Genomic DNA, 22,904 nt, shown 5'->3' with positions numbered 1-22,904 from the left:
ATGTCAATATCGGCGCTTTCTGCTTTAACGAATCATGATTGCCAAGGGTTGCGGTTTATCTTAACGGATTTTGACGACACGCTAACGTGGGAAGGGAAATTACCCGTTGAAACACTCGGTGCGTTGGCGCAATTAGAAGCCTGCGGACTAAAGGTGATTCCGGTGACGGGCGGTTGTGCGGGTTGGTCCGACATGATTGCTCGATCTTTGCCGGTAGATGGCGTGATTACCGAAGGCGGTGCGTGTTTTATTGGTAAAACCGTGGATCGACACCTTACTTATAGTTTCTGGCGTGACGAGACAGAGATGCGCTCGGAACAAGCGCGTTTGCTTGATCAGGTGAATCAGGTGTTGGTCGACTTTCCTCGTTTGCGCTTAGCAAGAGATCAATCTTATCGTTTGACGGACGTGGCGATTGATTACGCGCAAGATGTAAAACCTGCGGCTGTTGAGGACAAAAATGCCTGTATGGTTGCGCTAACTGCATTGGGTCTAAACGCAAAGGCGAGTTCGATTCACATTAATGTGTGTTCACAAGGTTACGATAAATTTTCCATGGCGCAACGTACCTTGAGCGATGTGTATGGATTAAGTGAAGCGGATCAGCAGCAACAGGTGTTGTACGTTGGCGATGCGCCAAACGACGAGAGTATGTTTGCCCGTTTTCCATTGAGCGTTGGTGTGGCGAATATTGTGGAGCATTTGTCGATCATGCAGCATCAACCACGTTATCTTACGACCCAACCCGGCGGGTTGGGTTTTGCCGAATTGGCCAGCTTTGTGCTGGCCGCGCGACGGGGTTAGTTGTTAATGTCCGACTTCATTGCTTTGTGCTTTCTTCGGTAAGAAAGACGCAATCCAGACCGCAATGCCACCTATCGTCAATCCAACGATTAAGCTAACGCCGGTATTGATCAAGCTGGTCATTAACGGCAATTTAGCGATGTCGCCAGAGACGGCCAAATCCGCCACATGATGCAAAACGGGTAATCCGTGAACAAAAATACCGCCGCCTACCAAAAACATGGCAATGGTACCGACGACCGATAAAAATCGAATGAGCATCGGTGCGCCTTTCAAAATAACCATGCCTAGACGCTGAATAAATTTCTTACTGGATTGGTGTAAATGTAGGCCAATATCATCAAGACGGACAATGAGTCCGACCAGCGCATAGACGCCAACAGTGACGACAAGCGCGATCAGGCTGACCACAAGGGATTGAGTTAATAAACTTTGTCCTGCGACGGCACCGAGCGCAATCACAATGATTTCGGCTGAGAGGACAAAATCAGTACGAATGGCGCCACGAATTTTGCCCTTCTCAAGGATGACGAGTTCGTCTGCTGTTTTGGCTTGTTGTAAATGTTGGCTGAGTGTGTGTTTCTCGGCATTGTTGTTACTGAAGGAATGTAAGATTTTCTCAACGCCTTCAAAACACAAATACAACCCGCCAGCCATCAACAAAGGTTGAATCAGCCAAGGTATAAACGCACTGATGGCCAGTGCTAATGGCACAAGGATGAGTTTGTTCAGAAAGGAACCTTTGGCTACGGCCCAGACCACCGGGAGCTCGCGATCGGCTTTTACACCAGACACTTGCTCGGCATTAAGTGCAAGGTCATCGCCTAATACGCCAGCGGCTTTTTTTGCCGCGACTTTAGAGAAAATCGCCACATCATCAAGCAACGCGGTGATGTCATCTAATAATACTAATAAACCTGTCATGGCCATGTTTGTTTTCTCTGTACAGGGACTCGTTAATATGGATTATTCACAGGCACCAAGTCGCTTGGAAATGGTGTTCGCAGCGAGCTTAACTTGTGCTTTCATTTCTTCATACACCTCGTCGCTGGTACGAAAAGCAGGCGCGGTGACGCTGATCGCGGCGATGGCTTCTTGACGGGAATTGAAAATCGGCGCCGCTGCGCATTTTATGCCGATTTCATGTTCTTCTAAGTCGAGTGATACGCCCGTGTTTCGGATGAGTTGAAGATTGTTGCGTAATGCTTCTGGTGTCACCAGCGTGTGTTCTGTGTGTCGGATAAAAGGTTGTGCAGAAATGATGCTTTCTTGCTTGTCTTCAGGCAGAAAGGCCAGCATGGCCTTGCCAACGCCTGTACAATAAACAGGACCTTTTTTGCCAACGGCCGAGTACAAACGTAAACTTTTAGGGCTTTCGAGTTTATCGATATAAATCACTTCTGCGTCGTCTAACACCGCTAGGTGAATGGTTTCTTGTGTTTTCGACCATAAGTCACGCATGGGCGCGGCGGCAACGTCTCGAATGTCTAAATTCGCCCACGTACGATGCGCAAGGGCGAGCAGACCGTAGCCTGGGTAATAGGCTTGTTTGTGTTCGTCGAAACGGACCAGTCCATGCTCAAGAAGCGTGTTTAGTTGTCGGTGCGCGGTGGCTTTTGGAAGTTCAGAAAGGTCGACTAGTTCAGCAAATCGCAATGGCACAGGCGATGTGCAAACATGATTAAGCATGTTGAGTGCTTTGCTGAGTGATGATCCGGATGTTTTGGTTTCCATAACGCTTCCTGACGGTAATACATGCTATTGTTTTAGTATTTTTTTATTTTAACACCGAGTTGTGTGAATATAACATTAAACGCATTTCGGCTCGGGTTGGTAGGCGTTAAATTGTCACAGTTTACGTTGTAGATTGGGTGTTTTGTACTGTTTGACTGTTTATATTATGAGGGATTTTATGACGGACTCTTTGCGTGTTTGGCGTCGTATGACTATGCCAGATTTGGTTCGTGTCCATCGTTATCAGAGTTTGCCTGAACAAGGGCCAAAGGTGTTGTTTTTTAGTGGTGGCTCGGCACTGAACAAAATCAGCCGAGTGTTCAAAGAGTACACGCATCATTCCATTCACCTTGTTACGCCTTTTGATTCCGGCGGCAGTTCAGCACGATTGAGAGCGGAGTTCGATATTCCGGCAGTAGGCGACTTACGCAGCCGTCTGATGGCCTTAGCGGATGAAACGGTTATGGGGCAGCCGGAAGTGTATGAGTTGTTTACCCATCGCCTCTCGCAACAAGAAGACGCTCCTGAATTAAGGATGCAATTGCAGCAGCTGGTGTTGGGGGATCACCCTTTGATCCAGACGATTCCTAACCCGATGAAGGCCTTAATTCAAACTCAGCTGGCTGTCACGCAAGCCCGCATTCATGATGACTTTGATTTACGTGGCGCTAGTATTGGTAATCTGATTATGGCGGGTGGCTATTTAAACAATCAGCAGCAGCTGGATCCGATTGTTTTTTTATTCTCTCGATTGGTGAAAACGTTAGGTGATGTAAAAACAACCTTGGATGCGAGCCTGCATTTGGGTGTTGAGTTGGATAATGGCGAGATTGTATTAGGGCAACACAATATTACTGGCAAAGAAAAAGACATCTTGCCGAGCCCTATTAAGCGCATGTGGTTAAACAAAGGCTTACGAAACATAATGCCAACCAACCAACACATTGGTGATGATCGTAAAGATGCGATCGAAAGTGCCGATTTGATTTGTTATCCACCGGGTAGCTTTTACAGCAGTTTGTTGGCGAATTTGATGCCCGAAGGTGTTGGTCGGTCGATTTGTCAAAATTCAAATCCTAAAGTGTATTTGCCTAACCTTGGTGTGGATCCTGAGCAGCAAGGATTATCGCTAATGGAAAGAATTCAGCGTTTGATGACCACCGTACTGGAAGACGTAAGCGGTGCCCCGGCGTTTTCCCCGTTGGATTATTTATTGCTTGATGATGAGTACAATTACGGTGCGGTGGATGGTCAGCAATTGCATGACTTAAACATTATCGTGATTAGAACGCCATTAATGGCCGGAAAAATAGATAAATACGACGAGCGTTTAGTGGCAAAAGCACTATTATCATTTGCATAAAGAGAGGATCTCGGTAGCAAAGAAAGGCATGTGCTATCATTTGAGTAACTGTATGTTACGTGAAATAACATTTTTGTAATTTAAGAAACAAGGTCTTAGGTGTCATAGTAGGCAGTAGACGCCCTATTAAGAAGAGAGTGGAAATGAGTACACGAGTACTAATATGTGATGATTCCAAGTTGGCAAGGAAACAACTTGCAAGAGTATTGCCAACCGATTGGGATGTTGAAGTCGAATTTGCTGAACATGGCCAAGATGCGTTGGATATCTTGTCTTCTTCTGCGTTTGATTTGTTGTTTCTAGATTTAAACATGCCAGTCAAAGATGGTTATGAAACCCTTGAGGCACTCCAGTCTTTTGAACAAGCGCCAGCCGTTATTGTTGTGTCGGGCGATGTTCAGCCAAAAGCAATTCAACGAGTGAAGGACATGGGGGCCATTGCCTTCCATAAAAAACCGGCCTCATCGGAAGAATTGCGCAGTCTGTTGTTGTCTTTGGGCTTGATGACGGATAGCGATGACAAGGAAAGTAAACCGACTGTTGCCGCACCAACCGCCGCAGAACAATTTACGCTCAATGATTGTTTGCAAGAAGTGTCCAATATTGCCATGGGGCGAGCGGCCAGTGTTTTGGCTGAAATGCTGAATGTGTTTATCAAGTTGCCCGTGCCGACAGTAAACATTCTGGAAGTGGGCGAGTTGCAAATGGCGTTGGATTACAGTGTGAAGGACGACAGCTGTTCGGCGGTATCGCAAGGTTTTGTGGGCTCTGGCATTGCGTTTGAAACGCTGCTGATCTTTAGCGATTCTAGCTTTCCTGATATGGCGAAACTGTTGGGTGTCACAGAAGACATTACCAGAGAGCTGGAAACAGAGCTGTTGATGGATGTGTCTTCAATACTGGTTGGCCCATTTATGGCGGCCATTGGTAAGCAGTTGAACATCGACTTCAGTCACAGTCATCCTATGTTATTGGGGCAGCATGTCAAAATTGCCGACTTAATTAACGTTAAGAAAGCGACATGGAAACGCACGCTAGCGGTTGAGATTGTGTATGAAGTGGAAAACTACCAAATTAGCTGCGATTTAATGCTGCTCTTTACGGAAGATTCTGTGCCAACACTAGAAAATCTATTGTCCTTTTTGGTTGAGGAAGACGAATGAGTAATGATGCGGACGGTTTAGCAGATCTTCATTGGATGTTTGATATGCTTCACCATATCGATGTCGGGCTGGTGGTGTTGGATTCATCGTACCAAGTACAGCTTTGGAATAGTTTCATGGAAAACCACAGTGGTGTCAGTTCGTCGATTGCAAAAGAGCAGTCGTTATTGACGCTGTATCCTGAGTTAGATACAGGGTGGTTACGTCAAAAACTCGACAATGTATTTGGTCTAAAAACCCCTATTTTTATCTCTTGGGAACAGCGCCCGTTTTTGTTTCCTTTTAAGAGCTATCGCCCTATCACTGGCATTGCTGACAAAATGTACCAAAACGTAGCAATACGTCCGCTGTCTAGCCCAGACGGATCGATTAAACAAGTGTGTTTGGTGGTTTACGATGTGACGGACGTTGCGACAAATAAAATGGCGCTTTCGGCGGCTAATCATAAATTACAGCGTTTGAGTCAGGCGCTGTCTAGATAGCCTGTATTGCCTTCCTTTTTTCATTGAAAGGAAGGCGATCACTGCATTATTTTTTAGCGGGCTTCTTACTTGCTTCTTTGTAGAGCTCCGTTAAAGTTTCTGGTGTTTTATCGCCATGAAGGCACAGACCTTCTGGATCAATCAGCACGCGGCCATTCATCGCTTCTCGCCCTAACAACATACGATATCCCATTGTGTCTCTGTTGGTGAGTGTGACTTCTACTTCCCATAATTTGTCGCCAAGAGACAGCGACGTGCGAATGACTGGGCGTTGTTCTTTGTCTCCACTTGAGCTTTTTATGACTCTGTGGTCAATCAACGGCGCTTCACAGTGAATCGTGGCCTTGCGGTCGCCTTGCAATGGGTGCACTTCAAAGCTGACCCATTTCTCTTTGTCACGCGCAAAGCGTTTAATATTGATCGCGTGCATTGAGGATGTTTTTGCGCCAGAATCAACTCGAGCCTTGATCGCGGGAATGTTAAGAGAAGGGAACGCGCACCACTCGTCGCTACCAATGATTATTTTCGGTTCGTTTGGTTGATTCATAAAAATACGTCACCTTATAAAAAAGAAAACTGAAGAAGCTCAATACTGTCTGAAGCTGCTGTGTTTTATAGCTCAAAAGCGTGATTAGGTTAAGTCTTTATTGAGGTAACGCTGTGTTATCTACGCGATTGAATTGTCAGTATAAGCTCAAGCTATTGTAATCATATTATCTAAAGTTACTATGTGCGTACAAAATACGTTAATGGAGTTGTTGATGAATGGCCGACTGATGCAAGAGTTGGAAGAGTTGGGTGGTGAAATACGCCCAGCGAGCTTAAAAAAATGCGATGAAATCATCATTGATCAACCCGGTTTTTGCGCCGTGATTGCGTTATGGGGTGGTCATTTAGAAAGCTTTATTCCTGCTGGTCAAGAGGATCTATTGTTTCAATCTGCGAATCCCGGTGGTGAAGGGCGTTTTGGTCGTCGTCACTTTGGTGTTCCTGTGTGTTGGCCTTGGTTTGGTGCGCACGATTTACATGATGACTATCCTGCTCATGGTCTTGCTCGTTACTTCCGCTGGGAATTTATTGAAGCGGGTCGGTTTAAAAACGGCGATGTGAAAATTGTCATTCGTTTGGCGTCGGAAGATCATCCTTTGGTCGAAGAAATGTGGCCATTTGCTTTTGAACTGCGTCAGGTATTTCGTTTTTCCAGTAAGGGTTTCAGAGTGAATTTTTCTGCGGCTAATTTATCGGATAAACCGATGCCTATCAGTGAAGCGCTTCATACCTATTTTAAAGTATCTGATAATCAAACTGCGCAAGTGCATGGTTTGGACCAAATTCCTTACGTTGATAAGTTTGATAACAACAGTCGTCAGTTGCAGCAGGGTATAGTTAGCCCATGTGGTCCGATGGACAGAGTGTATTTGTCTTCGCCAGAAGAGTGTGAAATACAAGATCCTGGCTTTAAACGAAAACTAATTATTCAAACCGAAGGCAGCCAAAGTACCGTCTTGTGGAATCCCGGTGCCGATATCGCTAAACAACGAACGGACATGGAAGATGACGACTACCGTCATTTTGTCTGCGTGGAAGCGGCAAATGCGCTGAATAATGCATACGTTATTGAGCCGGGTGGTATGCATCAACTCAAATTGAAAGTGAAGCACAAACCGCTTGTAGACGAATAAATCACTCGTAAACAAACACAAAAAAGCCCGCAGGTTAATTCACTTTATTGAGTGAAACCGAGCGGGCTTTTTTAGCGTTATTACCGAGTGATAGATAAGATTCAGTCTATGTTGTATTCCATGATCAATGGCGCATGATCTGAAAAACGCTGACCTTTGTAGATAGAGCCACCTTGAATCAGGTTTTTAATGCCTGGTGTGGCAATTTGGTAATCCAATCGACCGCCTTCATCCAATTTCCAAGCACGCTCGTAATCAGGCCACCAAGTGTATTGCTTATCTTGTTTGTTCACCTGACGAAAAGCATCAATGTATTCAAGCTCGTTGAATATTTCATTAATCCATTTGCGTTCTTCAGGTAAAAAACCAGAATTACGTTGATTAACGAACCAGCTACTCACATCAATGGGCGAACGCGCGACATTGGCGGTACCGCAAAAAATAAATTCACGACGCTTACGGCGAGTTTTGATTAGGTGGTTTTTAAAACCTTCCATAAAGCGGTATTTATGCTCTTGAAGCGTTACCTCATGGTTTGAACCGTGAGGCGTTAAGAAAGCACCAATACTCACTTTGTCGAAATCCGCTTGGATAAAGCGCCCTTCAAAATCGCATTCAGGGAACCCCATGCCTGTCATAATGGCTTTAGGCATGGTTTTACAATAGATAGCGACACCGGCTTGCTCTGGATTTTCCATCGAGTCAAAGAAGTATGTATTGTACCCAGGAGGGAAAAACACACTGTCATTTAACGTGCGTTCATCGGCCTGTATGTCTTGCAGGCACACAACATCCGGGTCCTGACGAACCATCCATTCAAAAAAGCCGCGATCGGCTGCTTGTCTTATACCGTTTACATTAAGGCTGATGACCTTCATTTCTGGTCCCTACAATTCCTAGCCGTGTGTTATATTAGCGCCTATCCAATGTTGGCATGGCTTCGCTCGTTCTTGGCGGCGCTTTGTTGTGTACTATTTTTATCTTTCTGGAGTTGGCATGAAACCTTACCAAAGAGACTTTATTGAATTCGCCATTGAACAAAACGTGTTGCGCTTTGGCGAATTTACGCTTAAATCTGGCCGAGTAAGCCCTTACTTTTTTAATGCGGGCCTTTTTAATTCAGGACAAGCATTAGCTAAGTTAGGACGCTTCTACGCAGCCTCATTAATGGAATCTAATGTTCCATTTGATGTTCTGTTTGGCCCAGCCTACAAAGGCATTCCATTAGCAACGACGACGGCCGTTGCTTTGTATGATCACCACAATGTAGATACACCATACGTTTTCAACCGTAAAGAAGCAAAAACTCACGGTGAAGGCGGTTCTCTTGTTGGTGCTCCCTTAGCGGGTAACGTCATGATTATTGATGACGTGATTACCGCAGGGACCGCCATTCGAGAAGTAATGGCGATTATCAAAGAAGTCGATGCGCTTCCTGCTGGCGTTCTTATCGCCTTAGATCGTCAAGAACGAGGCCAAGGTGAGTTGTCTGCCATTCAAGAAGTCGAACGTGACTTCGGTATGCCGGTCATTAGCATCGTGTCTTTACATGACATCATGACGTATTTAGCAGAACAGGATTCTCCTGAGTTTGCAGAACATCTTGGTGCCGTGAAAGCGTATCGCGACCAATACGGCATTTAATGCTGAGTTCTAAGGTTTGGGGTTTTCCTCAAGCCTTAGCGATTTAGCATCAAAGTTTGTGCCAATACTGTCCATTGTTCTTGCCAAATATCCATTGGTTTCACTTTAAACTCGCTGCGCACGTAATGGCGTATTTTCCCTTCAATAATGGCAATGAGAAAATTCGCACAAGGCGCTACGCCCATCGCGGGTCGTAAACCTTGTTTCAAATCCGCTTCACGAATGACTTGTTTTAGCTGTGTTTCTATTCGATCGAATACCTGAGCAATACGAACGCGCAAACGTTCTGTTTCGCCCGCGAGTGCATCTGCTGTAAGCAATCGGCACATGCCAGGGTTTTGTTCCGCAAATCCAAGTACCAGTGTGATGATCATCTCTATTCTAGAAACCACATTGCTTTCTTCTTGCACGATGCGATTAATACGAGTGAACAACGTTTCTTCAATGAACTCGATCAAGCCTTCAAACATCTTCGCTTTACTAGGGAAATGGCGATATAAAGCCGCTTCCGATACACCAACTTGCTTAGCCAGTGCCGCCGTCGTAATGCGCGCGCCTGGGCTACTCTCTAGCATTTGAGCGAGTGCTTGCAATATTTGTGTGCGACGATCGTTTTTTTTGTTGCTCATTTGTCGAGTCCAGTTTCTAACCAGTATTGTTTGTTCATTGTATCAATCACGTAGAAGGCGTTATTCGCCTGCTTTTGTATTCGATATTAATGTGCCGACACCGGTGTCGGTAAAAATTTCTAGCAAGGTGGCATGCGGAACGCGGCCATCAATAATATGGGCGCTTGTCACACCTGCATTCACCGCAGAGAGCGCACAGCTGATCTTTGGAAGCATGCCGCCATAAATCGTACCGTCTGCAATTAAGGCATCGACTTGCGCCGTGCTTAACCCTGTTAATACATTGCCTTGTTTGTCTTGTACGCCAGAAATGTTGGTTAGCAGCATAAGCTTTTCAGCGCCAACCGCTTCGGCGACTTTGCCCGCTACAAGATCGGCATTGATGTTGTATGAATTGCCTTGATCGTCCACGCCAATAGGCGCGATAACAGGGATCATGTCGCTGTTTTCAAAGAACTTCAAAAAGCTGGTATCAATGCTGGAGACTTCACCAACGTGGCCAATATCGACTTGCTCTGGTGCCAACATGCCTTCCGCTTGATGTTTCACAAACAGTTTCTTAGCCTTAATAAAACGACTGTCTTTGCCTGTGATGCCAATGGCTTTACCACCCGCTTCACAGATCAAGTTTACGATTTCTTTATTTACTTGGCCGCCAAGCACCATCTCAACCACATCCATGGTCGCTGTGTCAGTAACACGCATACCATTAATGAATTTCGATTCGATGTTTAGCTTGGTGAGCATGTCACCAATTTGTGGGCCGCCACCGTGAACAACAATCGGATTAATGCCGATGGCTTTCATTAAGACGATATCTCGTGCAAAACCAGCTTGTAGTGTTTCGTCTGTCATGGCGTTACCGCCGTATTTAATGACGAGGGTCTTACCAGCAAAGCGTTGAATGTAAGGAAGCGATTCGCTTAAAACCTTAGCAACATCTAAAGCAGATTCACGAGAAAAAGCCACGGATTACGTACTCCTGTAAACAAAAAAGGATCGCGTTATTAAAATCAGATTATCTTGGTCGTCCTGAACTTGGATCGACGAATAGATTACCTAGTTGCTGTGTCAGAACGATGACAGTCAAGGCTGGCAACGAGTGTAAGCAACCACTTAGGGTTGAAATAATAGCGTGATATTGGTGGATTAACTATAGAAATCTGTATGAAACGGACGAAGTTTGGAGTTATGAAAGTTAATTTCATAGCGTCCAGTAAAGATGGGTGAATGAATCAGGTAACGAAGCTAAAAAAGGTGAGATATTCTCACCTTTTTTATGACTATATTGCTTATTTAGTGCCAGTGTGGCCGAAGCCGCCTGCGCCACGTTCGGTGCTTTCAAACTCAGTCACAATATTGAACTCCGCCTGAATAACCGGAATCAACACAAGTTGCGCAACACGTTCGCCAGGCTCAATCGTGAAGGTTGTGTTGCCTCGGTTCCAGCACGACACCATCAATTCGCCTTGATAATCTGAGTCGATTAGACCCACCAAGTTGCCTAATACGATACCGTGTTTATGACCCAATCCTGAACGTGGCAGAATGGTTGCCGCCAAACCCGGATCTTGGATGTAAATAGACAGTCCGGTAGGCAGTAGTGTGGTTTCACCGGGCGCAAGATCGATCGCGGCGTCAAGGCAAGCGCGAAGGTCTAAACCAGCGGAACCTTCTGTTGCGTATGTTGGCAGAGGAATTTCTTTGCCGATTTTGTCACTGAGGATTTTTAATTGAATAGCGTGTTTCATTTTGGTCTCTTCTTTTGTCTTTTCTTGATGTGTGTTTTGCGTCAGAAGCATTCAGTCAGCAGACTGAGAATGCTCATGAATGAAGTTCACAAGTTGTTTTGCTAGCTGACTCTTAGCGGCTTTTTCAGGTTCCCAGTGCTTTTCTTTGGTAATGACCGTGACTTGGTTTTCGTCTTGATTAAAACCAATATCAGATCGTGACACGTCATTGGCGATAATAATGTCCAAACCTTTGCGTTCAAGTTTGCTCTTCGCGTATTCGATCACGTTTTGTGTTTCTGCGGCAAAGCCAACCATGACTTTTGCGCGTTTTTGTTGGGCAAGCGTGGCGATGATGTCTGGATTTTTAACTAAGGTCAGTGTGACTTCATCCTTGTCCGATTGTTTCTTCATTTTTTGGTTTGTGGTCGTTTTCATTTTGAAGTCGGCAACCGCAGCGGCACCAATGAACACATCCGCTTGAGTGCTCATGCTTTGCTGGCAAGCGGCTAACATCTCATCAGCGCTTTTAACCGCGACGAGCATTACGCCTGACGGCGGCGTAATCTGAACGGGGCCACTTATTAACGTGACGCTCGCACCGCGCTCAACAGCAGAGGCTGCGAGCGCGTAGCCCATTTTCCCCGAGCTGTGATTACTGATGTAGCGCACAGGATCAATCGCTTCCATGGTTGGGCCAGCAGTTATCACCCAATGTTGACCAGCCAAATCTTGTTTGATTGGCGAGTTTTGAAAATGCGCAAAAATGGCATGGAAAATATCGCTCGGTTCGCTCATGCGGCCAGGCCCAATGTCACCGCAGGCTTGGGCGCCATCGGCAGGTCCAATGCTCAAAACGCCGCGTTCAGCGAGTCGCTTGGCATTGTCTTGAGTCGCAGGATGACGCCACATGGCTTGGTTCATTGCGGGCGCAAGCAAGACGGGTGATTCGGTGGCGATGCATAACGTGCTCAATAAATCGTTTGCCATGCCTTGAGTGTAACGCGCCATAAAATCAGCAGAGGCGGGCGCAATGACGATTAAATCTGCCCATTTGGCCAGTTCAATGTGCCCCATGCCGGCTTCGGCATTTGGGTCTAATAAAGTGCTGCGAACGGTTTTTCCTGAAATTGCTTGCAGTGTCATCTCGGTCACAAAGGCTTTTGCGCCTTCGGTCAAAACGACTTGAACCTCGGCGCCTGCTTTGGTTAACAAACGAATTAACTCAATACTTTTATAAGCAGCAATGCCGCCAGTAATGCCTAATAGAATGCGTTTTTGAGCGAGATTTGACATAAAAACTTCTCAATCCGTTCTGTGATAGATAAGGTTAGTGAAAGGCGGGGCGCCTTTCACTTTAATGAGTGCAAGATTAACATGGATCAAGGAGTAGATCATGAGTATTAAGCATTGGCCAGAACAGGAACGGCCGCGTGAAAAACTGATTCACCAAGGTGCTAGTGCATTGAGCGATGCTGAATTGTTGGCTATTTTCCTTCGAACGGGAACGCAAGGTGTTAGCGCGGTTGAACTGGCTAGGCGTGTCCTGACTCAGTTTGGTGGATTGCGCTCTTTAATGTCGGCGAGCCGCGAAGAGTTTTGCAAAGGCTTTGGGTTGGGCGATGCCAAATACACGCAATTACAAGCCGTACTTGAAATGTCTAAGCGCCATCTGCAGGAACAATTAATGCGTGAAACCGTGTTTACCAGCGCGGAACATGTTCGAACCTACCTTTCCTCCCAATTGCGTCATTCTCCGCGCGAAGTGTTCGCGGTACTTTTCTTGGATACCCAACACAGATTAATCCGCTATCAAGAGCTCTTTATGGGCACCATAGACGCCGCTGCGGTTTACCCGCGAGAAGTGGTTAAAGCGGCGCTGCAATACAACGCGGCGGCGGTGATTCTTGCTCATAATCACCCAAGCGGCGTGGCAGAACCCAGTCAGGCGGATATCACGATTACGTCCCGTATCAAAAAGGCCCTAGAGCTTGTCGATGTCAGGTTGCTAGATCATTTTGTCGTCGGCGATGGCTCGCCTGTTTCCTTGGCTGAGAGAGGATTGGTGTAGGAAATGTGCGTCTTTTGGGGTGCTGAGATAGCCAGTTGATCATTTTTTAACAAAAGGTTTGCTCAATGAGTAGGCTTATGGGAAAATGCGCGCCGCTATATCCTCGGTTTGGGATTTTTTTGATTCATAAGGAATCATGCTCCGCCTGAGGAAGTGAAATACACTTCCAATAATTTTCTGGATAGCAAAAGGTATTTAATTATGTCTCGCGTATGTCAAGTTACTGGGAAACGTCCTATTACAGGTAATAACGTTTCTCACTCAAAACGTCGTACTAAACGTCGTTTTCTTCCTAACCTTCATTGGCACCGTTTTTGGGTCGAAGGTGAAAACCGTTACATCCGTTTGCGTGTATCTTCTAAAGGTATGCGTATTATTGATAAAAAAGGCATTGAAACAGTTCTTGTTGAAATGCGTGCTAACGGCGAAAAAGTATAAGGATCTGAATCATGGCTTCTAAAGGCGCTCGCGATTTAATTCGCATGGTATCTTCTGCTGGTACTGGTCACTTTTACACAACTGACAAGAACAAGCGAAATACTCCGGACAAACTTGAAATGCGTAAGTTTGATCCAGTTGTACGTAAACACGTTATGTACAAAGAAGCGAAAATCAAATAAATTTTGATTTTTGCCAGAAAGAACCGACTCCTTGAGTCGGTTTTTTTGTATCTAGTGAGAGCTAGTTGTTCGTTTGGTCAGTATTGTTTTATTTACTTTATTACCGTCGAGGTCACGTATGCCAGAATTGCCGGAAGTAGAAACCACACTACGTGGGATCGAGTCTCACCTTGTTGGGCGCTCGATTGCTAACGTCGATATTCGCCAGCCTAAACTGCGCTGGATGATTACGCCTGAGCTAACGACTGACATAGTAGGGCAAGAAATTACACGCCTCTCTCGACGAGGTAAGTACATCGGTATTCATACGGCCAAAGGGACTTTAATTGTTCATTTAGGCATGTCTGGTAGTTTGTATTTTGTGCCAGCAGACACTCCGCCACTGTTCCATGATCATGTGGACTTCTGTTTCACGGATGACAATGTGTGGCTGAGATACACAGACCCGCGTCGTTTTGGCGCTATTTTATGGACAACAGAAGATTGGCGTGAGCATGAGCTCATTCGGCATTTAGGCCCAGAACCGTTATCGGATCTTTTTAACGCCGACATGCTCTATGCGCGAGCTAAAGGACGAAAAGTACCGATCAAAACTTTTATTATGGACAGTAAGGTCGTAGTGGGCGTGGGCAATATTTACGCCAACGAAGCTTTATTTAAAGCGGGTATTCGTCCAGATCGATTGGCTGGAAAAATAAGCAAAGTGCGTTTAGCTCGTTTGGTTGATTGCATTAAAGTGGTGCTTGCTGCTGCAATCAAACAGGGCGGAACAACACTGAAAGACTTTGTTGGTGGCGACGGAAAGCCCGGTTACTTTAAGCAAGAGCTGGCAGTTTACGGTCGGGCGGATAAGCCTTGTATCGTTTGCGGTGAGGCGTTAAAGGAAATTCGTCAAGCACAGCGCAGCACGGTTTTTTGTACAAAATGTCAATCTTGAGCATTTGCTTGTTTTCTACATGAGAATGGCGGCACAAGAATTGCTATCGATATTGTTGATTGTGTCTGTATTCCCAAATGGGGTTATTACGATTAATTTTTAGCCATATGCGTAAAAATATTGCTTTAAATGTGCAGATTACATTGCGGTATTTCGTTATTCGGTTTATTTTTGACCAGTTAGGCAGAGTTTAAATTGCCTAGATTCAATTACATACATAAGAAGAGGAATTGGAATGAAAGGTGTCTTTCTTGCGTCCGTCACGGCGTTGGCCATCTCATCAAGCATGGCTCAAGCAGCAGATCCTGCGGTTGTTTATGACCAAGCAGGTAAATTCGACAAATCTTTTAACGAAGGCGTTTATAACGGCGTTAAAAAATACACCACGGACAGCGGCGTTCAGGTTCGCGAATTTGAACCGAAAAACGAAGCTCAAGTAGAGCAAGGTTTACGTCGTCTTGCTAAGCGTGGTTACTCTCCAATAGTGACTGTTGGTTTCAACATGACGTCTGCGGTTGAGAAAGTAGCGAAAGATTTCCCTAAAATCAATTTCACTCTTATTGATGGCGTGATTGATCTTCCAAACGTTCAGTCTGTTGTGTTTAAAGAACACGAAGGATCCTTCCTTGTGGGTGCTTTGGCCGCTATGGCGTCTAAAACAGACACCGTTGGTTTTATCGGCGGTATGGACATTCCTCTTATCCGTAAATTCGGTTGTGGTTATGAGCAAGGCGTGAAATACGCTTCTTCAAGCGCAACGGTTCTTCAGAACATGACGGGTTCTACTGGTGCCGCGTTCAATGACCCAACGAAAGGTTCTGAGCTTGCTAAGAGTCAGTTCTCTAAAGGCGCAGACGTTGTGTTTGCTGCAGCGGGCGGCACGGGTATGGGTGTATACCAAGCGGCGAAAGACGAAGGCAAATTGGCGATTGGTGTGGATTCAAACCAAAACCACATTCAGCCGGGCACAATGCTAACGTCTATGGTTAAGCGTGTAGACCAAGCGGCTTACAACACTTACAAAGATGCAGCTGCAGGTACTTGGAAATCAGGCTTAGTCGTTCTAGGTTTGGCTCAAGGTGGTGTTGATTGGGCGCTTGACGACAACAATGCAGGCCTAATCACGGCGGATATGAAAGCGAAGATCAAAGACATTCGCGCTAAGATTATCAGCGGTGATATTAAAGTCCATGACTACATGTCAGACAATACTTGTAACTACTAAGTTACATCGAAAAACAGTTGTCCGTTATTAGCGGGCAGCTGTTTTTTTTGCTCTACTATTTTTTACAAAATGATACTGCGATGAATTTGGATTGCAGACATTGATTACTATGCAAAAGACGTAGTAACAAAAAACATGCTAACTATTTTACCCATGAGGTAGAGTAAGTGTGTTCCATTTTAAGCAGATGAAATACTTTTAGATATGACTAATAAAACAACACCATACGCAATTGAATTACGCGACATAAGCAAACGCTTTGGTGCCGTTCAGGCCAACAAAGACATTTGCCTACAAGTTCCTGCAGGTACGATTCACGGTATTATTGGTGAAAACGGCGCGGGTAAATCCACCTTGATGAGTATCATTTATGGCTTTTATGAAGCAGATACTGGCTTTATAGAAGTGGATGGAAAACGTGTCGATATACGCAGTTCTCAAGATGCCATCAATGCCGGCATTGGTATGGTGCATCAGCACTTCATGCTGGTCGAAAATTTCACAGTGCTTGAAAATGTTATTTTGGGCGCAGAAGGTGGTGCGATATTAAAAGGCGGCATCGATACAGCGCGTGTGGAATTGCAGCGTCTAGCACAAGAATACAGTTTGGATATTGATGTTGATGCCATCGTCGAAGAGCTTCCGGTGGGTCTGCAGCAACGTGTTGAAATTTTAAAAGCCCTTTATCGTGGCGCACGAATTCTTATCTTAGACGAACCAACGGGTGTATTAACGCCACAAGAAGCGGATCATCTTTTCCGTATTTTGAAAGCCTTGAAAGAGCAGGGCGTGACCGTCTTGTTAATCACGCATAAACTGCGTGAAATTATGGCTTCTACCGATAACATATCGGTCATGCGCCAAGGTCAAATGGTGGCGCATCGTGAAACCGCGCACACTGATAAAGAAGAGTTGGCCGAATTAATGGTTGGCAAAAAAGTGCGTTTAACCGTCGACAAAGACGACGCGAAACCAAGTGGTACGTTCCTTTCTGCAAGAAACCTTTCTCAATTTGATAGCCAAGGTGTAAAGCGCCTGAAAAACGTCAGTTTAGAGCTTCGCGCAGGTGAAATTCTGGGCATTGCGGGCGTTTCTGGTAATGGTCAAAGTGAATTATTGAACGTGCTGGCAGGCATTGAACCCATGAGTGAAGGTGAAATTCACATCGCGGGTCAGGTCATCACAGCGAAAGCGCCAAAAGACGCCGCAGAAATGCGTGAGCTCAAAATGGCGCACGTTCCAGAAGACCGCCATAAAATGGGCTTAGTAACGGGTTTTGAGGCGTACGAAGCCGCTGTGCTCGGATATCATAATTCCCCTGTTTACAACGGAAAAATTCTCATGCACCGCAAGGTGATGATCGATGAATGCAACGAGCGCATGGCCGCTTGGGATGTTCGTCCACCGAATCCGCATTTGAAAACCGCCAATTTTTCCGGTGGTAATCAGCAAAAAATCGTCATTGCCCGAGAAGTCGAGCAAAACCCAGACATACTCTTGATCGGACAGCCGACACGCGGTGTGGATATTGGGGCGATCGAAAACATACACGAACAGATTGTTAAATTACGAGATTCCGGCAAAGCCATTTTGCTGGTCTCGGTTGAATTGGATGAAATTATGGCACTGAGTGATCGCATCTTAGTGATGTTTGACGGTGCGGTTGTGGGCGAGCTTGATGCAAAAGACGCCGACGAACGAACTCTTGGTTTAATGATGGCGAATGCTTACAACGATGAAGAGGTGTCGGCATGAGTCAGGCGAAAGTTCCAGCATGGGTAAACATTGCCCTTATTCCTTTCCTTAATATCATGCTTGCTTTTTTGGTGTCTGGTTTGGTGATTTTGGCCATCGGCGAAAACCCAATCGAAGCCGCAAGTTATTTGATTTACGGCGCCTTTGGCTACGACGAAGGGGTGGGTTACACGCTGTATTATGCAACAAACCTGATCTTCACGGGTTTAGCCGTATCAGTCGCGTTTAAAGGTGGTTTATTCAATATCGGTGGCGAAGGTCAAGCGTATATTGGTGGCTTAGGTGTTGGTTTGGTGTGTTTGGCATTGGACAAAACCATGCCATTTTATGTGATTGCGCCTTTGGCTATTATTGGCGCGGGTGTGTTCGGCGCGGCTTGGGCTTACGTTCCTGCGTATTTGCAAGCACGACGCGGTAGTCACATCGTTATTACCACAATTATGTTCAACTTTATTGCATCGTCTTTGATGGTTTATTTGATTGTAAATTGGCTTAAAGAAGACGGTCGTATGGCGCCAAATAGCCGTACTTTTGAAGAGAACGCATGGTTGCCATACCTACACGAATTCTTGTCGCCACTGGGGATTGATATTGGCGATTCTCCGCTGAACTTTGCTTTTGTGATTGCGTTGATCTGCTGTGTGCTTGTTTGGGCATTGCTTTGGCACACTCGTTGGGGTTATCAGTTGCGTACGTTAGGTACCAATCCAACGGCGGCAAAATACGCGGGTATTGATACGTCAAAAGTCACCATTTGGGCGATGCTCATTTCAGGTGGTTTAGCGGGTTTTGTTGGCCTGAATGAAATCATGGGTGTTAACCATAGCTTGTTGCTTAACTTCACGGCGGGTTATGGCTTTGCGGGTATTGCGGTGTCCTTAATGGGCCGAAACCATCCTGTTGGCATCATTATGGCGGCGATTCTGTTTGGTGCCTTGTATCAAGGTGGTGCCGAATTGGCGTTTGAAATCCCGACGATCACACCTGAAATTGTTGTCGTGATTCAAGGTTTGGTCATTTTATTCTCTGGTGCGCTTGAACACATGTTTAAAGATCGTATCGAAGGCTTTTTTATTCGCAGATCGGTAGCGTAGGGGAAGACTATGTTTGAAACATTGATACTTATGTTAGACGCGACAATGCGCGTGTCTACACCGTTAATTTTTGCCGCGTTAGCGGGTTTGTATTCCGAGCGCGCAGGAATTGTTGATATCGGCTTAGAAGGTAAAATTTTAGGCAGTGCGTTTGCGGCTGCGGCGGCGGCGTCTGTTTTTGATTCTGCTTGGATCGGTTTGTGCTTTGGTATTACCGCGTCCGTTGCGTTGGCGATGATTCATGGTTTTGCTTGTATTACTCACCGCGGCGATCACATCGTTTCTGGTGTGGCAATTAATACGATCGTGGCGGGATTGACCGTTACCTTATCCATGTATTGGTTTGGTATGGGCGGACAAACACCGACACTGTCTGGCGATGCCCGATTCTTGTCGATCACACTGCCGTTTGCGGATGCGTTAGCGGATGTGCCTGTTCTCGGTCTGATTTATTCTGAGCTACTCAGCGGGCATAATATTTTGGTGTACTTGGCGTTTGCCATGGTGCCAATGACCTATTGGGTAATCTATAAAACACGCTTTGGTTTGCGTCTTCGTGCGGTGGGTGAAAACCCACATGCGGTTGATACAGCGGGTATTTCGGTTGCCTTTATTCGTTATCGTGCATTGATTATTTGTGGCATTTTATGCGGCATCGCGGGTGCGTATTTATCGACAGCGCATAATGCTGGTTTTTTAAAGGACATGAGCGCGGGTAAAGGTTACATGGCGTTGGCGGCATTGATCTTCGGTAAGTGGCGTCCGGTTCCTGTCTTACTGGCGTGTTTGTTGTTTGGTTTCTTGGACGCCGTTGCAGTTCGTATGCAGGGTGTGGTTATTCCTGGTATCGGTGAAGTGCCAGTGCAAGCCATCGAAGTCTTGCCTTACGTGTTAACCGTCTTATTGTTGGCGGGCTTCATTGGCAAAGCCATTGGGCCAAAAGCCGTCGGACGACCTTACGTAAAAGAGCGAGCTTAATATGCCAGATAAAAAGCATGCAGAGCATCTGTTTGAGCTCGCCAAAGACGCCATGAGTAAGGCCTACGTGCCTTACTCTAAGTTTCATGTTGGTGCGGCTATTTTAACGTCGAATGGTAAGTTCTATTCCGGATGTAACGTAGAAAATGCAGCGTACCCAGAAGGCACCTGTGCCGAAGCGGGTGCGATCGCGTCTATGGTGCTAAACGGTGACACTGACATTAAAGACATTTATGTGATTGGCCACGGTGATGCCTTGGTCACACCTTGTGGTGGTTGTCGTCAGAAAATTCGTGAATTTTCGTCCGCCGACACCATGATTCATATTTGTGGATCGGAAGGTGTGAGAAAGTCACTCACCATGAATGAACTTTTGCCTTTTTCATTTGGGCCTGAAAATCTTGAACAGTAACAAAGAGAACACCAAACCTAGGATGGTTTGATGCCTCATTAAAAGCCACGCTTCGCGTGGCTTTTTTGTTTGGGTTGATCCGTCTAAATAACGTCGTTACTTTTCAAGCCTTGCCGGTGTCAGCTTGATGGTGGCTATCATTTGTCCGAAGTCGTCTTCGTCGCGCTTGATGCTGAACCCAAGATGGCGACAAAAATCGAGCATGCGTTTGTTTTCTGCTAGAACAATGCCTTTCATGACCTTGATGCCTTTGTCGGCGGCAACGTGAAACAGCTGTCGCATGAGATAAGACGCCAAGCCTAAGCCTTGGAATTTATCTCCTAACACCACGGCAAATTCACAGCTTTGATCATCGAAATTATCGATATAACGTGCGGTACCAATTAACACATCTTGTCCGTCTCGATGCAGCACCGCCAACAGCGCCATTTCTCGATCGTAATCAATGTGCGACATGCTGCTGAGCATGCGCGGCGTGAGTTCTTCAATATTAGAAATGAAACGGAAATAGCGTGTTTCGTGAGACATACTGCGGACAAAGTCCGCCAAAATCCCAGAGTCTCTAGGCAATACAGGTCTTATCGTCGCGACTTCTTTGTTTTTTAAAATCCGTTCAGACACCCACTGTCTTGGATAAGGGTGAATGGCGAGATGTTCATAACGACGCCAGTTATTACAGAGTCGAAGGTTGGCGCTGACATCAGCATAAACGCTGCCACTTTCATGCAACCTCACATCGGCCAACTCAAGGTTTTCGATTTCGGGCAACTCACACACTAAGGTCGATAAATTCCGTAACAAGCTTTCCAGTTCGAACGATTCTTCGCCAGGGAAGGCGCGCTGAATTAAGTCTTTCGCCAAAATGGTATTCAGTGGCGGCAAGGCGACGGCTTCCGCTTGTTTGTGCTGCTGAGCACCTTCGAGTGATAAACCAATTGCAGGGCCAAAGACCGCGTCTTGAAAAACACGTAAATGAATCGGTGCGGACAACTGATGCGCCGCCTGACGGCGAGAAATAATGCGAATATGAAACAGCTCAAAAATATCACGAAGCTCCTCGGCGTGAGGTGTTTTTTGACCGCTTTTGAACAGCGCATTGAGTGTCTTTGTTGCTTCAGAGACATCGATTTTAAAGCGAAATGCATGACTGTCTGGCGCTTGTTTGGCGAGCAATTGATTGCGTTGAAATTGTACTAAAAACTGAAAGCCTTCAATGGCGGTTTCAGGGGTTCGAAATGTAGGAATACCGGCTTCATTAATGCGCGTACGCATGTTCGTCATGTTGCCGCCACCGAGTAAACACACCATCACCAGCTTCTTCTGCGTGCGATGTAACTGGGTGATTAAATCGTACAGTGAATCGATGTCGATCAACGCGGTTGGACTTAACGTTAGCAATACCGCACCGCATTCCGAGCTGCTTAGTGCGTCCGCCGCGAGATCAATAAACAAATCCGTCGCACAACTCGCCCAAACAGTCGTCACTGGGCCAATGCCACCACGACCTGCCATGGTGGATTCAAGTTTGCTGCGCAGGTCGCCTTCTGGGTTGAGCAAATCGATGTCGAGTTCCATCGCCCGTTGCGCCGCGAGTTCGCCCGGTCCTGCGCCGTTCCCGATGATTAACAAGGATCCGTCTTTTACTCGACGAGCGTTGGTCATGACCGACGCAGCGGCAATCAAATCGTTTAAGCGTCGCCCACGAACCGCGCCGGTTCGACTGAGTGCGGCATCGAGCACGCGTTCGTCAGCACCAATGGAATGCTCGGTGACAACGGCAACCGGCTTGCTTCGGCCTGTGGCACGCAAACTGCTGAGGAAGCGAGTGGGCCGGCCAATTTTTTGTAAATACATCAAGATGGCTTGGCTGTCGTAATCGGTGGACAAATAATCCAAGACTTGCGACGGCATGACATCGACAGGGGTTCCCATCGACACTACTTGCGAAAAACCGATGCCTTGCCACGTAGCCCAGTCGACTAAAGCGCTGGCCACTGTGCCAGATTGCGACATCAGCGCCAATCTTCCCGGTAGGGGTTGAGTCAAACCCAGCCAAGCAAAAACGCCTTGCTTTGGTCGACAAACACCAAAGCTGTTTGGGCCGAGCAAACGAACGTTGTGTTGGCGTAATACATCGAGCAGTGTGTCTTGAGGTTCGCCCGTCCAAGACAGCATGAGCAGCGAGCCAATGCCTGCTGCGCCACAGCCGGCAATAATGTCTTCCATCGACGTGTTCGAATACGTGCCAACCAGCACCGCGAGGTCTGAGCTGTGTGTTAATGCATTCAGTGCTGGAAAAAGTGGAAAAGAGGAAGGCGTTGCGGGTTCGATACCGACTAAACTGATAGGGCATTTTTTGGCCGAGTTGGTCGTGTGTGCGTGAATCAGTGATTGCAATAACGCCAGCATTAAGGGGTCTTTAGGCTCGTCGCCCGTCAAAATGACCATGGAGGTTGGGGCGAGTAACGGTTGCAATGCGTGTTGGCTCACGTGGTTTCTCCTGCTGCTCAAAAACATACTATGACAGTAGCACAGTCTTCTTATGTACGAATTGTAGACTATGGTAGGGTGGACTGTCTTT

Annotated in this window: 24 protein-coding genes; 15 read left to right on the top strand and 9 right to left on the bottom strand. The window is 46.3% G+C overall.

The window, feature by feature from the left end; all coding sequences use genetic code 11:
• Positions 1-804 carry an HAD-IIB family hydrolase gene (locus D104_RS26925; RefSeq protein WP_024023757.1) on the top strand — a complete coding sequence of 268 codons (804 nt, stop codon included), beginning with the start codon at positions 1-3 and terminating at the stop codon, positions 802-804.
• 3 nt (positions 805-807) lie between these two features.
• Here the strand turns inward: D104_RS26925 and D104_RS26920 are convergent, their stop codons facing one another.
• Entirely contained in the window at positions 808-1,734 is a 927-nt protein-coding gene (locus D104_RS26920) for a DUF808 domain-containing protein (RefSeq protein ID WP_024023756.1), read from the bottom strand.
• A gap of 36 nt (positions 1,735-1,770) precedes the next feature.
• Positions 1,771-2,538, bottom strand: coding sequence for an IclR family transcriptional regulator (locus tag D104_RS26915; RefSeq protein ID WP_024023755.1), 768 nt, complete (start codon positions 2,536-2,538; stop codon positions 1,771-1,773).
• 178 nt (positions 2,539-2,716) lie between these two features.
• Between D104_RS26915 and D104_RS26910 the strand changes: the two genes are divergently transcribed.
• The 3 genes from D104_RS26910 to D104_RS26900 all read left to right on the top strand — a co-directional run bounded on the left by D104_RS26910 (position 2,717) and on the right by D104_RS26900 (position 5,546).
• Positions 2,717-3,901 (top strand): GAK system CofD-like protein, encoded by a 1,185-nt coding sequence (locus tag D104_RS26910; protein ID WP_024023754.1) that lies wholly within the window; start codon positions 2,717-2,719, stop codon positions 3,899-3,901.
• Between the two features lie 143 nt (positions 3,902-4,044).
• The gene (locus D104_RS26905) at positions 4,045-5,064 is read left to right on the top strand and encodes a response regulator (protein ID WP_024023753.1); all 1,020 of its coding nucleotides are present in this window, start codon (positions 4,045-4,047) and stop codon (positions 5,062-5,064) included.
• The gene (locus D104_RS26900; RefSeq protein WP_024023752.1) at positions 5,061-5,546 is read left to right on the top strand and encodes a PAS domain-containing protein; all 486 of its coding nucleotides are present in this window, start codon (positions 5,061-5,063) and stop codon (positions 5,544-5,546) included. The genes D104_RS26905 and D104_RS26900 overlap by 4 nt, the downstream gene beginning before the upstream one ends.
• Positions 5,547-5,592: 46 nt before the next feature.
• Here the strand turns inward: D104_RS26900 and D104_RS26895 are convergent, their stop codons facing one another.
• A complete protein-coding gene (locus D104_RS26895; RefSeq protein WP_024023751.1) occupies positions 5,593-6,093 on the bottom strand; it encodes an ATP-dependent zinc protease family protein in 501 nt (166 codons plus the stop codon).
• Between the two features lie 214 nt (positions 6,094-6,307).
• On the opposite strand from D104_RS26895, the gene D104_RS26890 reads away from it, so the two are divergent.
• Positions 6,308-7,228 carry a D-hexose-6-phosphate mutarotase gene (locus tag D104_RS26890; RefSeq protein WP_024023750.1) on the top strand — a complete coding sequence of 307 codons (921 nt, stop codon included), beginning with the start codon at positions 6,308-6,310 and terminating at the stop codon, positions 7,226-7,228.
• A 101-nt stretch (positions 7,229-7,329) separates the two neighbouring features.
• Here D104_RS26890 and D104_RS26885 read toward each other — a convergent pair whose 3' ends face one another.
• Positions 7,330-8,106: an exodeoxyribonuclease III gene (locus D104_RS26885; protein WP_024023749.1), complete on the bottom strand. Its 777-nt coding sequence runs from the start codon at positions 8,104-8,106 to the stop codon at positions 7,330-7,332.
• A 118-nt stretch (positions 8,107-8,224) separates the two neighbouring features.
• Here D104_RS26885 and pyrE point away from each other — a divergent pair, with 118 nt between their 5' ends.
• Positions 8,225-8,872, top strand: coding sequence for an orotate phosphoribosyltransferase (pyrE, locus tag D104_RS26880; RefSeq protein WP_024023748.1), 648 nt, complete (start codon positions 8,225-8,227; stop codon positions 8,870-8,872).
• A gap of 35 nt (positions 8,873-8,907) precedes the next feature.
• On the opposite strand, the gene slmA is transcribed toward pyrE, so the two are convergent.
• From slmA to coaBC, 4 genes are all read right to left on the bottom strand, one after another.
• Complete coding sequence (slmA, locus tag D104_RS26875) at positions 8,908-9,501, bottom strand: nucleoid occlusion factor SlmA (protein ID WP_024023747.1); 594 nt, start codon at positions 9,499-9,501, stop codon at positions 8,908-8,910.
• 60 nt (positions 9,502-9,561) lie between these two features.
• On the bottom strand, positions 9,562-10,470 hold the full coding sequence (argB, locus tag D104_RS26870; RefSeq protein ID WP_024023746.1) for an acetylglutamate kinase: 909 nt from the start codon (positions 10,468-10,470) through the stop codon (positions 9,562-9,564).
• Positions 10,471-10,793: 323 nt separating this feature from the next.
• Positions 10,794-11,252 (bottom strand): dUTP diphosphatase, encoded by a 459-nt coding sequence (gene dut, locus D104_RS26865; RefSeq protein ID WP_031214729.1) that lies wholly within the window; start codon positions 11,250-11,252, stop codon positions 10,794-10,796.
• Positions 11,253-11,303: 51 nt separating this feature from the next.
• Positions 11,304-12,527: a bifunctional phosphopantothenoylcysteine decarboxylase/phosphopantothenate--cysteine ligase CoaBC gene (coaBC, locus tag D104_RS26860; protein WP_024023744.1), complete on the bottom strand. Its 1,224-nt coding sequence runs from the start codon at positions 12,525-12,527 to the stop codon at positions 11,304-11,306.
• 100 nt (positions 12,528-12,627) lie between these two features.
• Between coaBC and radC the strand changes: the two genes are divergently transcribed.
• The 9 genes from radC (at position 12,628) to cdd (ending at position 20,323) form a co-directional block, all read left to right on the top strand.
• Positions 12,628-13,302, top strand: a complete 675-nt coding sequence (gene radC, locus D104_RS26855; RefSeq protein WP_024023743.1) for a RadC family protein — start codon at positions 12,628-12,630, stop codon at positions 13,300-13,302.
• A gap of 201 nt (positions 13,303-13,503) precedes the next feature.
• Positions 13,504-13,740, top strand: coding sequence for a 50S ribosomal protein L28 (gene rpmB, locus D104_RS26850; RefSeq protein WP_024023742.1), 237 nt, complete (start codon positions 13,504-13,506; stop codon positions 13,738-13,740).
• Positions 13,741-13,751: 11 nt separating this feature from the next.
• A complete protein-coding gene (gene rpmG, locus D104_RS26845) occupies positions 13,752-13,922 on the top strand; it encodes a 50S ribosomal protein L33 (RefSeq protein ID WP_024023741.1) in 171 nt (56 codons plus the stop codon).
• Positions 13,923-14,040: 118 nt separating this feature from the next.
• Positions 14,041-14,859, top strand: a complete 819-nt coding sequence (gene mutM / locus D104_RS26840) for a bifunctional DNA-formamidopyrimidine glycosylase/DNA-(apurinic or apyrimidinic site) lyase (RefSeq protein WP_024023740.1) — start codon at positions 14,041-14,043, stop codon at positions 14,857-14,859.
• 235 nt (positions 14,860-15,094) lie between these two features.
• Positions 15,095-16,084 carry a BMP family lipoprotein gene (locus tag D104_RS26835; protein WP_024023739.1) on the top strand — a complete coding sequence of 330 codons (990 nt, stop codon included), beginning with the start codon at positions 15,095-15,097 and terminating at the stop codon, positions 16,082-16,084.
• A gap of 204 nt (positions 16,085-16,288) precedes the next feature.
• Positions 16,289-17,839: an ABC transporter ATP-binding protein gene (locus D104_RS26830; RefSeq protein ID WP_024023738.1), complete on the top strand. Its 1,551-nt coding sequence runs from the start codon at positions 16,289-16,291 to the stop codon at positions 17,837-17,839.
• Positions 17,836-18,933 carry an ABC transporter permease gene (locus D104_RS26825; RefSeq protein WP_024023737.1) on the top strand — a complete coding sequence of 366 codons (1,098 nt, stop codon included), beginning with the start codon at positions 17,836-17,838 and terminating at the stop codon, positions 18,931-18,933. Before D104_RS26830 ends, D104_RS26825 begins: the two co-directional genes overlap by 4 nt.
• A 9-nt stretch (positions 18,934-18,942) precedes the next feature.
• On the top strand, positions 18,943-19,911 hold the full coding sequence (locus D104_RS26820) for an ABC transporter permease (protein ID WP_024023736.1): 969 nt from the start codon (positions 18,943-18,945) through the stop codon (positions 19,909-19,911).
• Position 19,912: 1 nt separating this feature from the next.
• The gene (gene cdd, locus D104_RS26815; protein ID WP_024023735.1) at positions 19,913-20,323 is read left to right on the top strand and encodes a cytidine deaminase; all 411 of its coding nucleotides are present in this window, start codon (positions 19,913-19,915) and stop codon (positions 20,321-20,323) included.
• Between the two features lie 96 nt (positions 20,324-20,419).
• Here cdd and D104_RS26810 read toward each other — a convergent pair whose 3' ends face one another.
• Positions 20,420-22,813, bottom strand: a complete 2,394-nt coding sequence (locus D104_RS26810) for a bifunctional acetate--CoA ligase family protein/GNAT family N-acetyltransferase (protein WP_024023734.1) — start codon at positions 22,811-22,813, stop codon at positions 20,420-20,422.
• Positions 22,814-22,904 lie beyond the last annotated feature (91 nt).

It is taken from the genome of Marinomonas profundimaris (assembly GCF_000508165.1).
Taxonomy (GTDB): domain Bacteria; phylum Pseudomonadota; class Gammaproteobacteria; order Pseudomonadales; family Marinomonadaceae; genus Marinomonas; species Marinomonas profundimaris.
The sequence above is the reverse complement of the archived record's forward strand: the minus strand, read 5'-3'. Positions and strand labels throughout refer to the sequence as shown.

What these genes read in the sequence shown, in the direction of transcription:
- D104_RS26925 (WP_024023757.1), top strand. Translation starts at nt 1, where the DNA reads ATGTCAATATCGGCGCTTTCTGCTTTAACGAATCATGATTGCCAAGGG.
- pyrE (WP_024023748.1), top strand. Translation starts at nt 8,225, where the DNA reads ATGAAACCTTACCAAAGAGACTTTATTGAATTCGCCATTGAACAAAAC.
- D104_RS26900 (WP_024023752.1), top strand. Translation starts at nt 5,061, where the DNA reads ATGAGTAATGATGCGGACGGTTTAGCAGATCTTCATTGGATGTTTGAT.
- D104_RS26825 (WP_024023737.1), top strand. Translation starts at nt 17,836, where the DNA reads ATGAGTCAGGCGAAAGTTCCAGCATGGGTAAACATTGCCCTTATTCCT.
- D104_RS26835 (WP_024023739.1), top strand. Translation starts at nt 15,095, where the DNA reads ATGAAAGGTGTCTTTCTTGCGTCCGTCACGGCGTTGGCCATCTCATCA.
- D104_RS26915 (WP_024023755.1), bottom strand. Translation starts at nt 2,538, where the DNA reads ATGGAAACCAAAACATCCGGATCATCACTCAGCAAAGCACTCAACATG.
- D104_RS26830 (WP_024023738.1), top strand. Translation starts at nt 16,289, where the DNA reads ATGACTAATAAAACAACACCATACGCAATTGAATTACGCGACATAAGC.
- coaBC (WP_024023744.1), bottom strand. Translation starts at nt 12,527, where the DNA reads ATGTCAAATCTCGCTCAAAAACGCATTCTATTAGGCATTACTGGCGGC.
- dut (WP_031214729.1), bottom strand. Translation starts at nt 11,252, where the DNA reads ATGAAACACGCTATTCAATTAAAAATCCTCAGTGACAAAATCGGCAAA.
- slmA (WP_024023747.1), bottom strand. Translation starts at nt 9,501, where the DNA reads ATGAGCAACAAAAAAAACGATCGTCGCACACAAATATTGCAAGCACTC.
- D104_RS26890 (WP_024023750.1), top strand. Translation starts at nt 6,308, where the DNA reads ATGAATGGCCGACTGATGCAAGAGTTGGAAGAGTTGGGTGGTGAAATA.
- rpmB (WP_024023742.1), top strand. Translation starts at nt 13,504, where the DNA reads ATGTCTCGCGTATGTCAAGTTACTGGGAAACGTCCTATTACAGGTAAT.
- D104_RS26910 (WP_024023754.1), top strand. Translation starts at nt 2,717, where the DNA reads ATGACGGACTCTTTGCGTGTTTGGCGTCGTATGACTATGCCAGATTTG.
- D104_RS26920 (WP_024023756.1), bottom strand. Translation starts at nt 1,734, where the DNA reads ATGGCCATGACAGGTTTATTAGTATTATTAGATGACATCACCGCGTTG.
- rpmG (WP_024023741.1), top strand. Translation starts at nt 13,752, where the DNA reads ATGGCTTCTAAAGGCGCTCGCGATTTAATTCGCATGGTATCTTCTGCT.
- D104_RS26905 (WP_024023753.1), top strand. Translation starts at nt 4,045, where the DNA reads ATGAGTACACGAGTACTAATATGTGATGATTCCAAGTTGGCAAGGAAA.
- radC (WP_024023743.1), top strand. Translation starts at nt 12,628, where the DNA reads ATGAGTATTAAGCATTGGCCAGAACAGGAACGGCCGCGTGAAAAACTG.
- mutM (WP_024023740.1), top strand. Translation starts at nt 14,041, where the DNA reads ATGCCAGAATTGCCGGAAGTAGAAACCACACTACGTGGGATCGAGTCT.
- D104_RS26885 (WP_024023749.1), bottom strand. Translation starts at nt 8,106, where the DNA reads ATGAAGGTCATCAGCCTTAATGTAAACGGTATAAGACAAGCAGCCGAT.
- cdd (WP_024023735.1), top strand. Translation starts at nt 19,913, where the DNA reads ATGCCAGATAAAAAGCATGCAGAGCATCTGTTTGAGCTCGCCAAAGAC.
- D104_RS26820 (WP_024023736.1), top strand. Translation starts at nt 18,943, where the DNA reads ATGTTTGAAACATTGATACTTATGTTAGACGCGACAATGCGCGTGTCT.
- D104_RS26895 (WP_024023751.1), bottom strand. Translation starts at nt 6,093, where the DNA reads ATGAATCAACCAAACGAACCGAAAATAATCATTGGTAGCGACGAGTGG.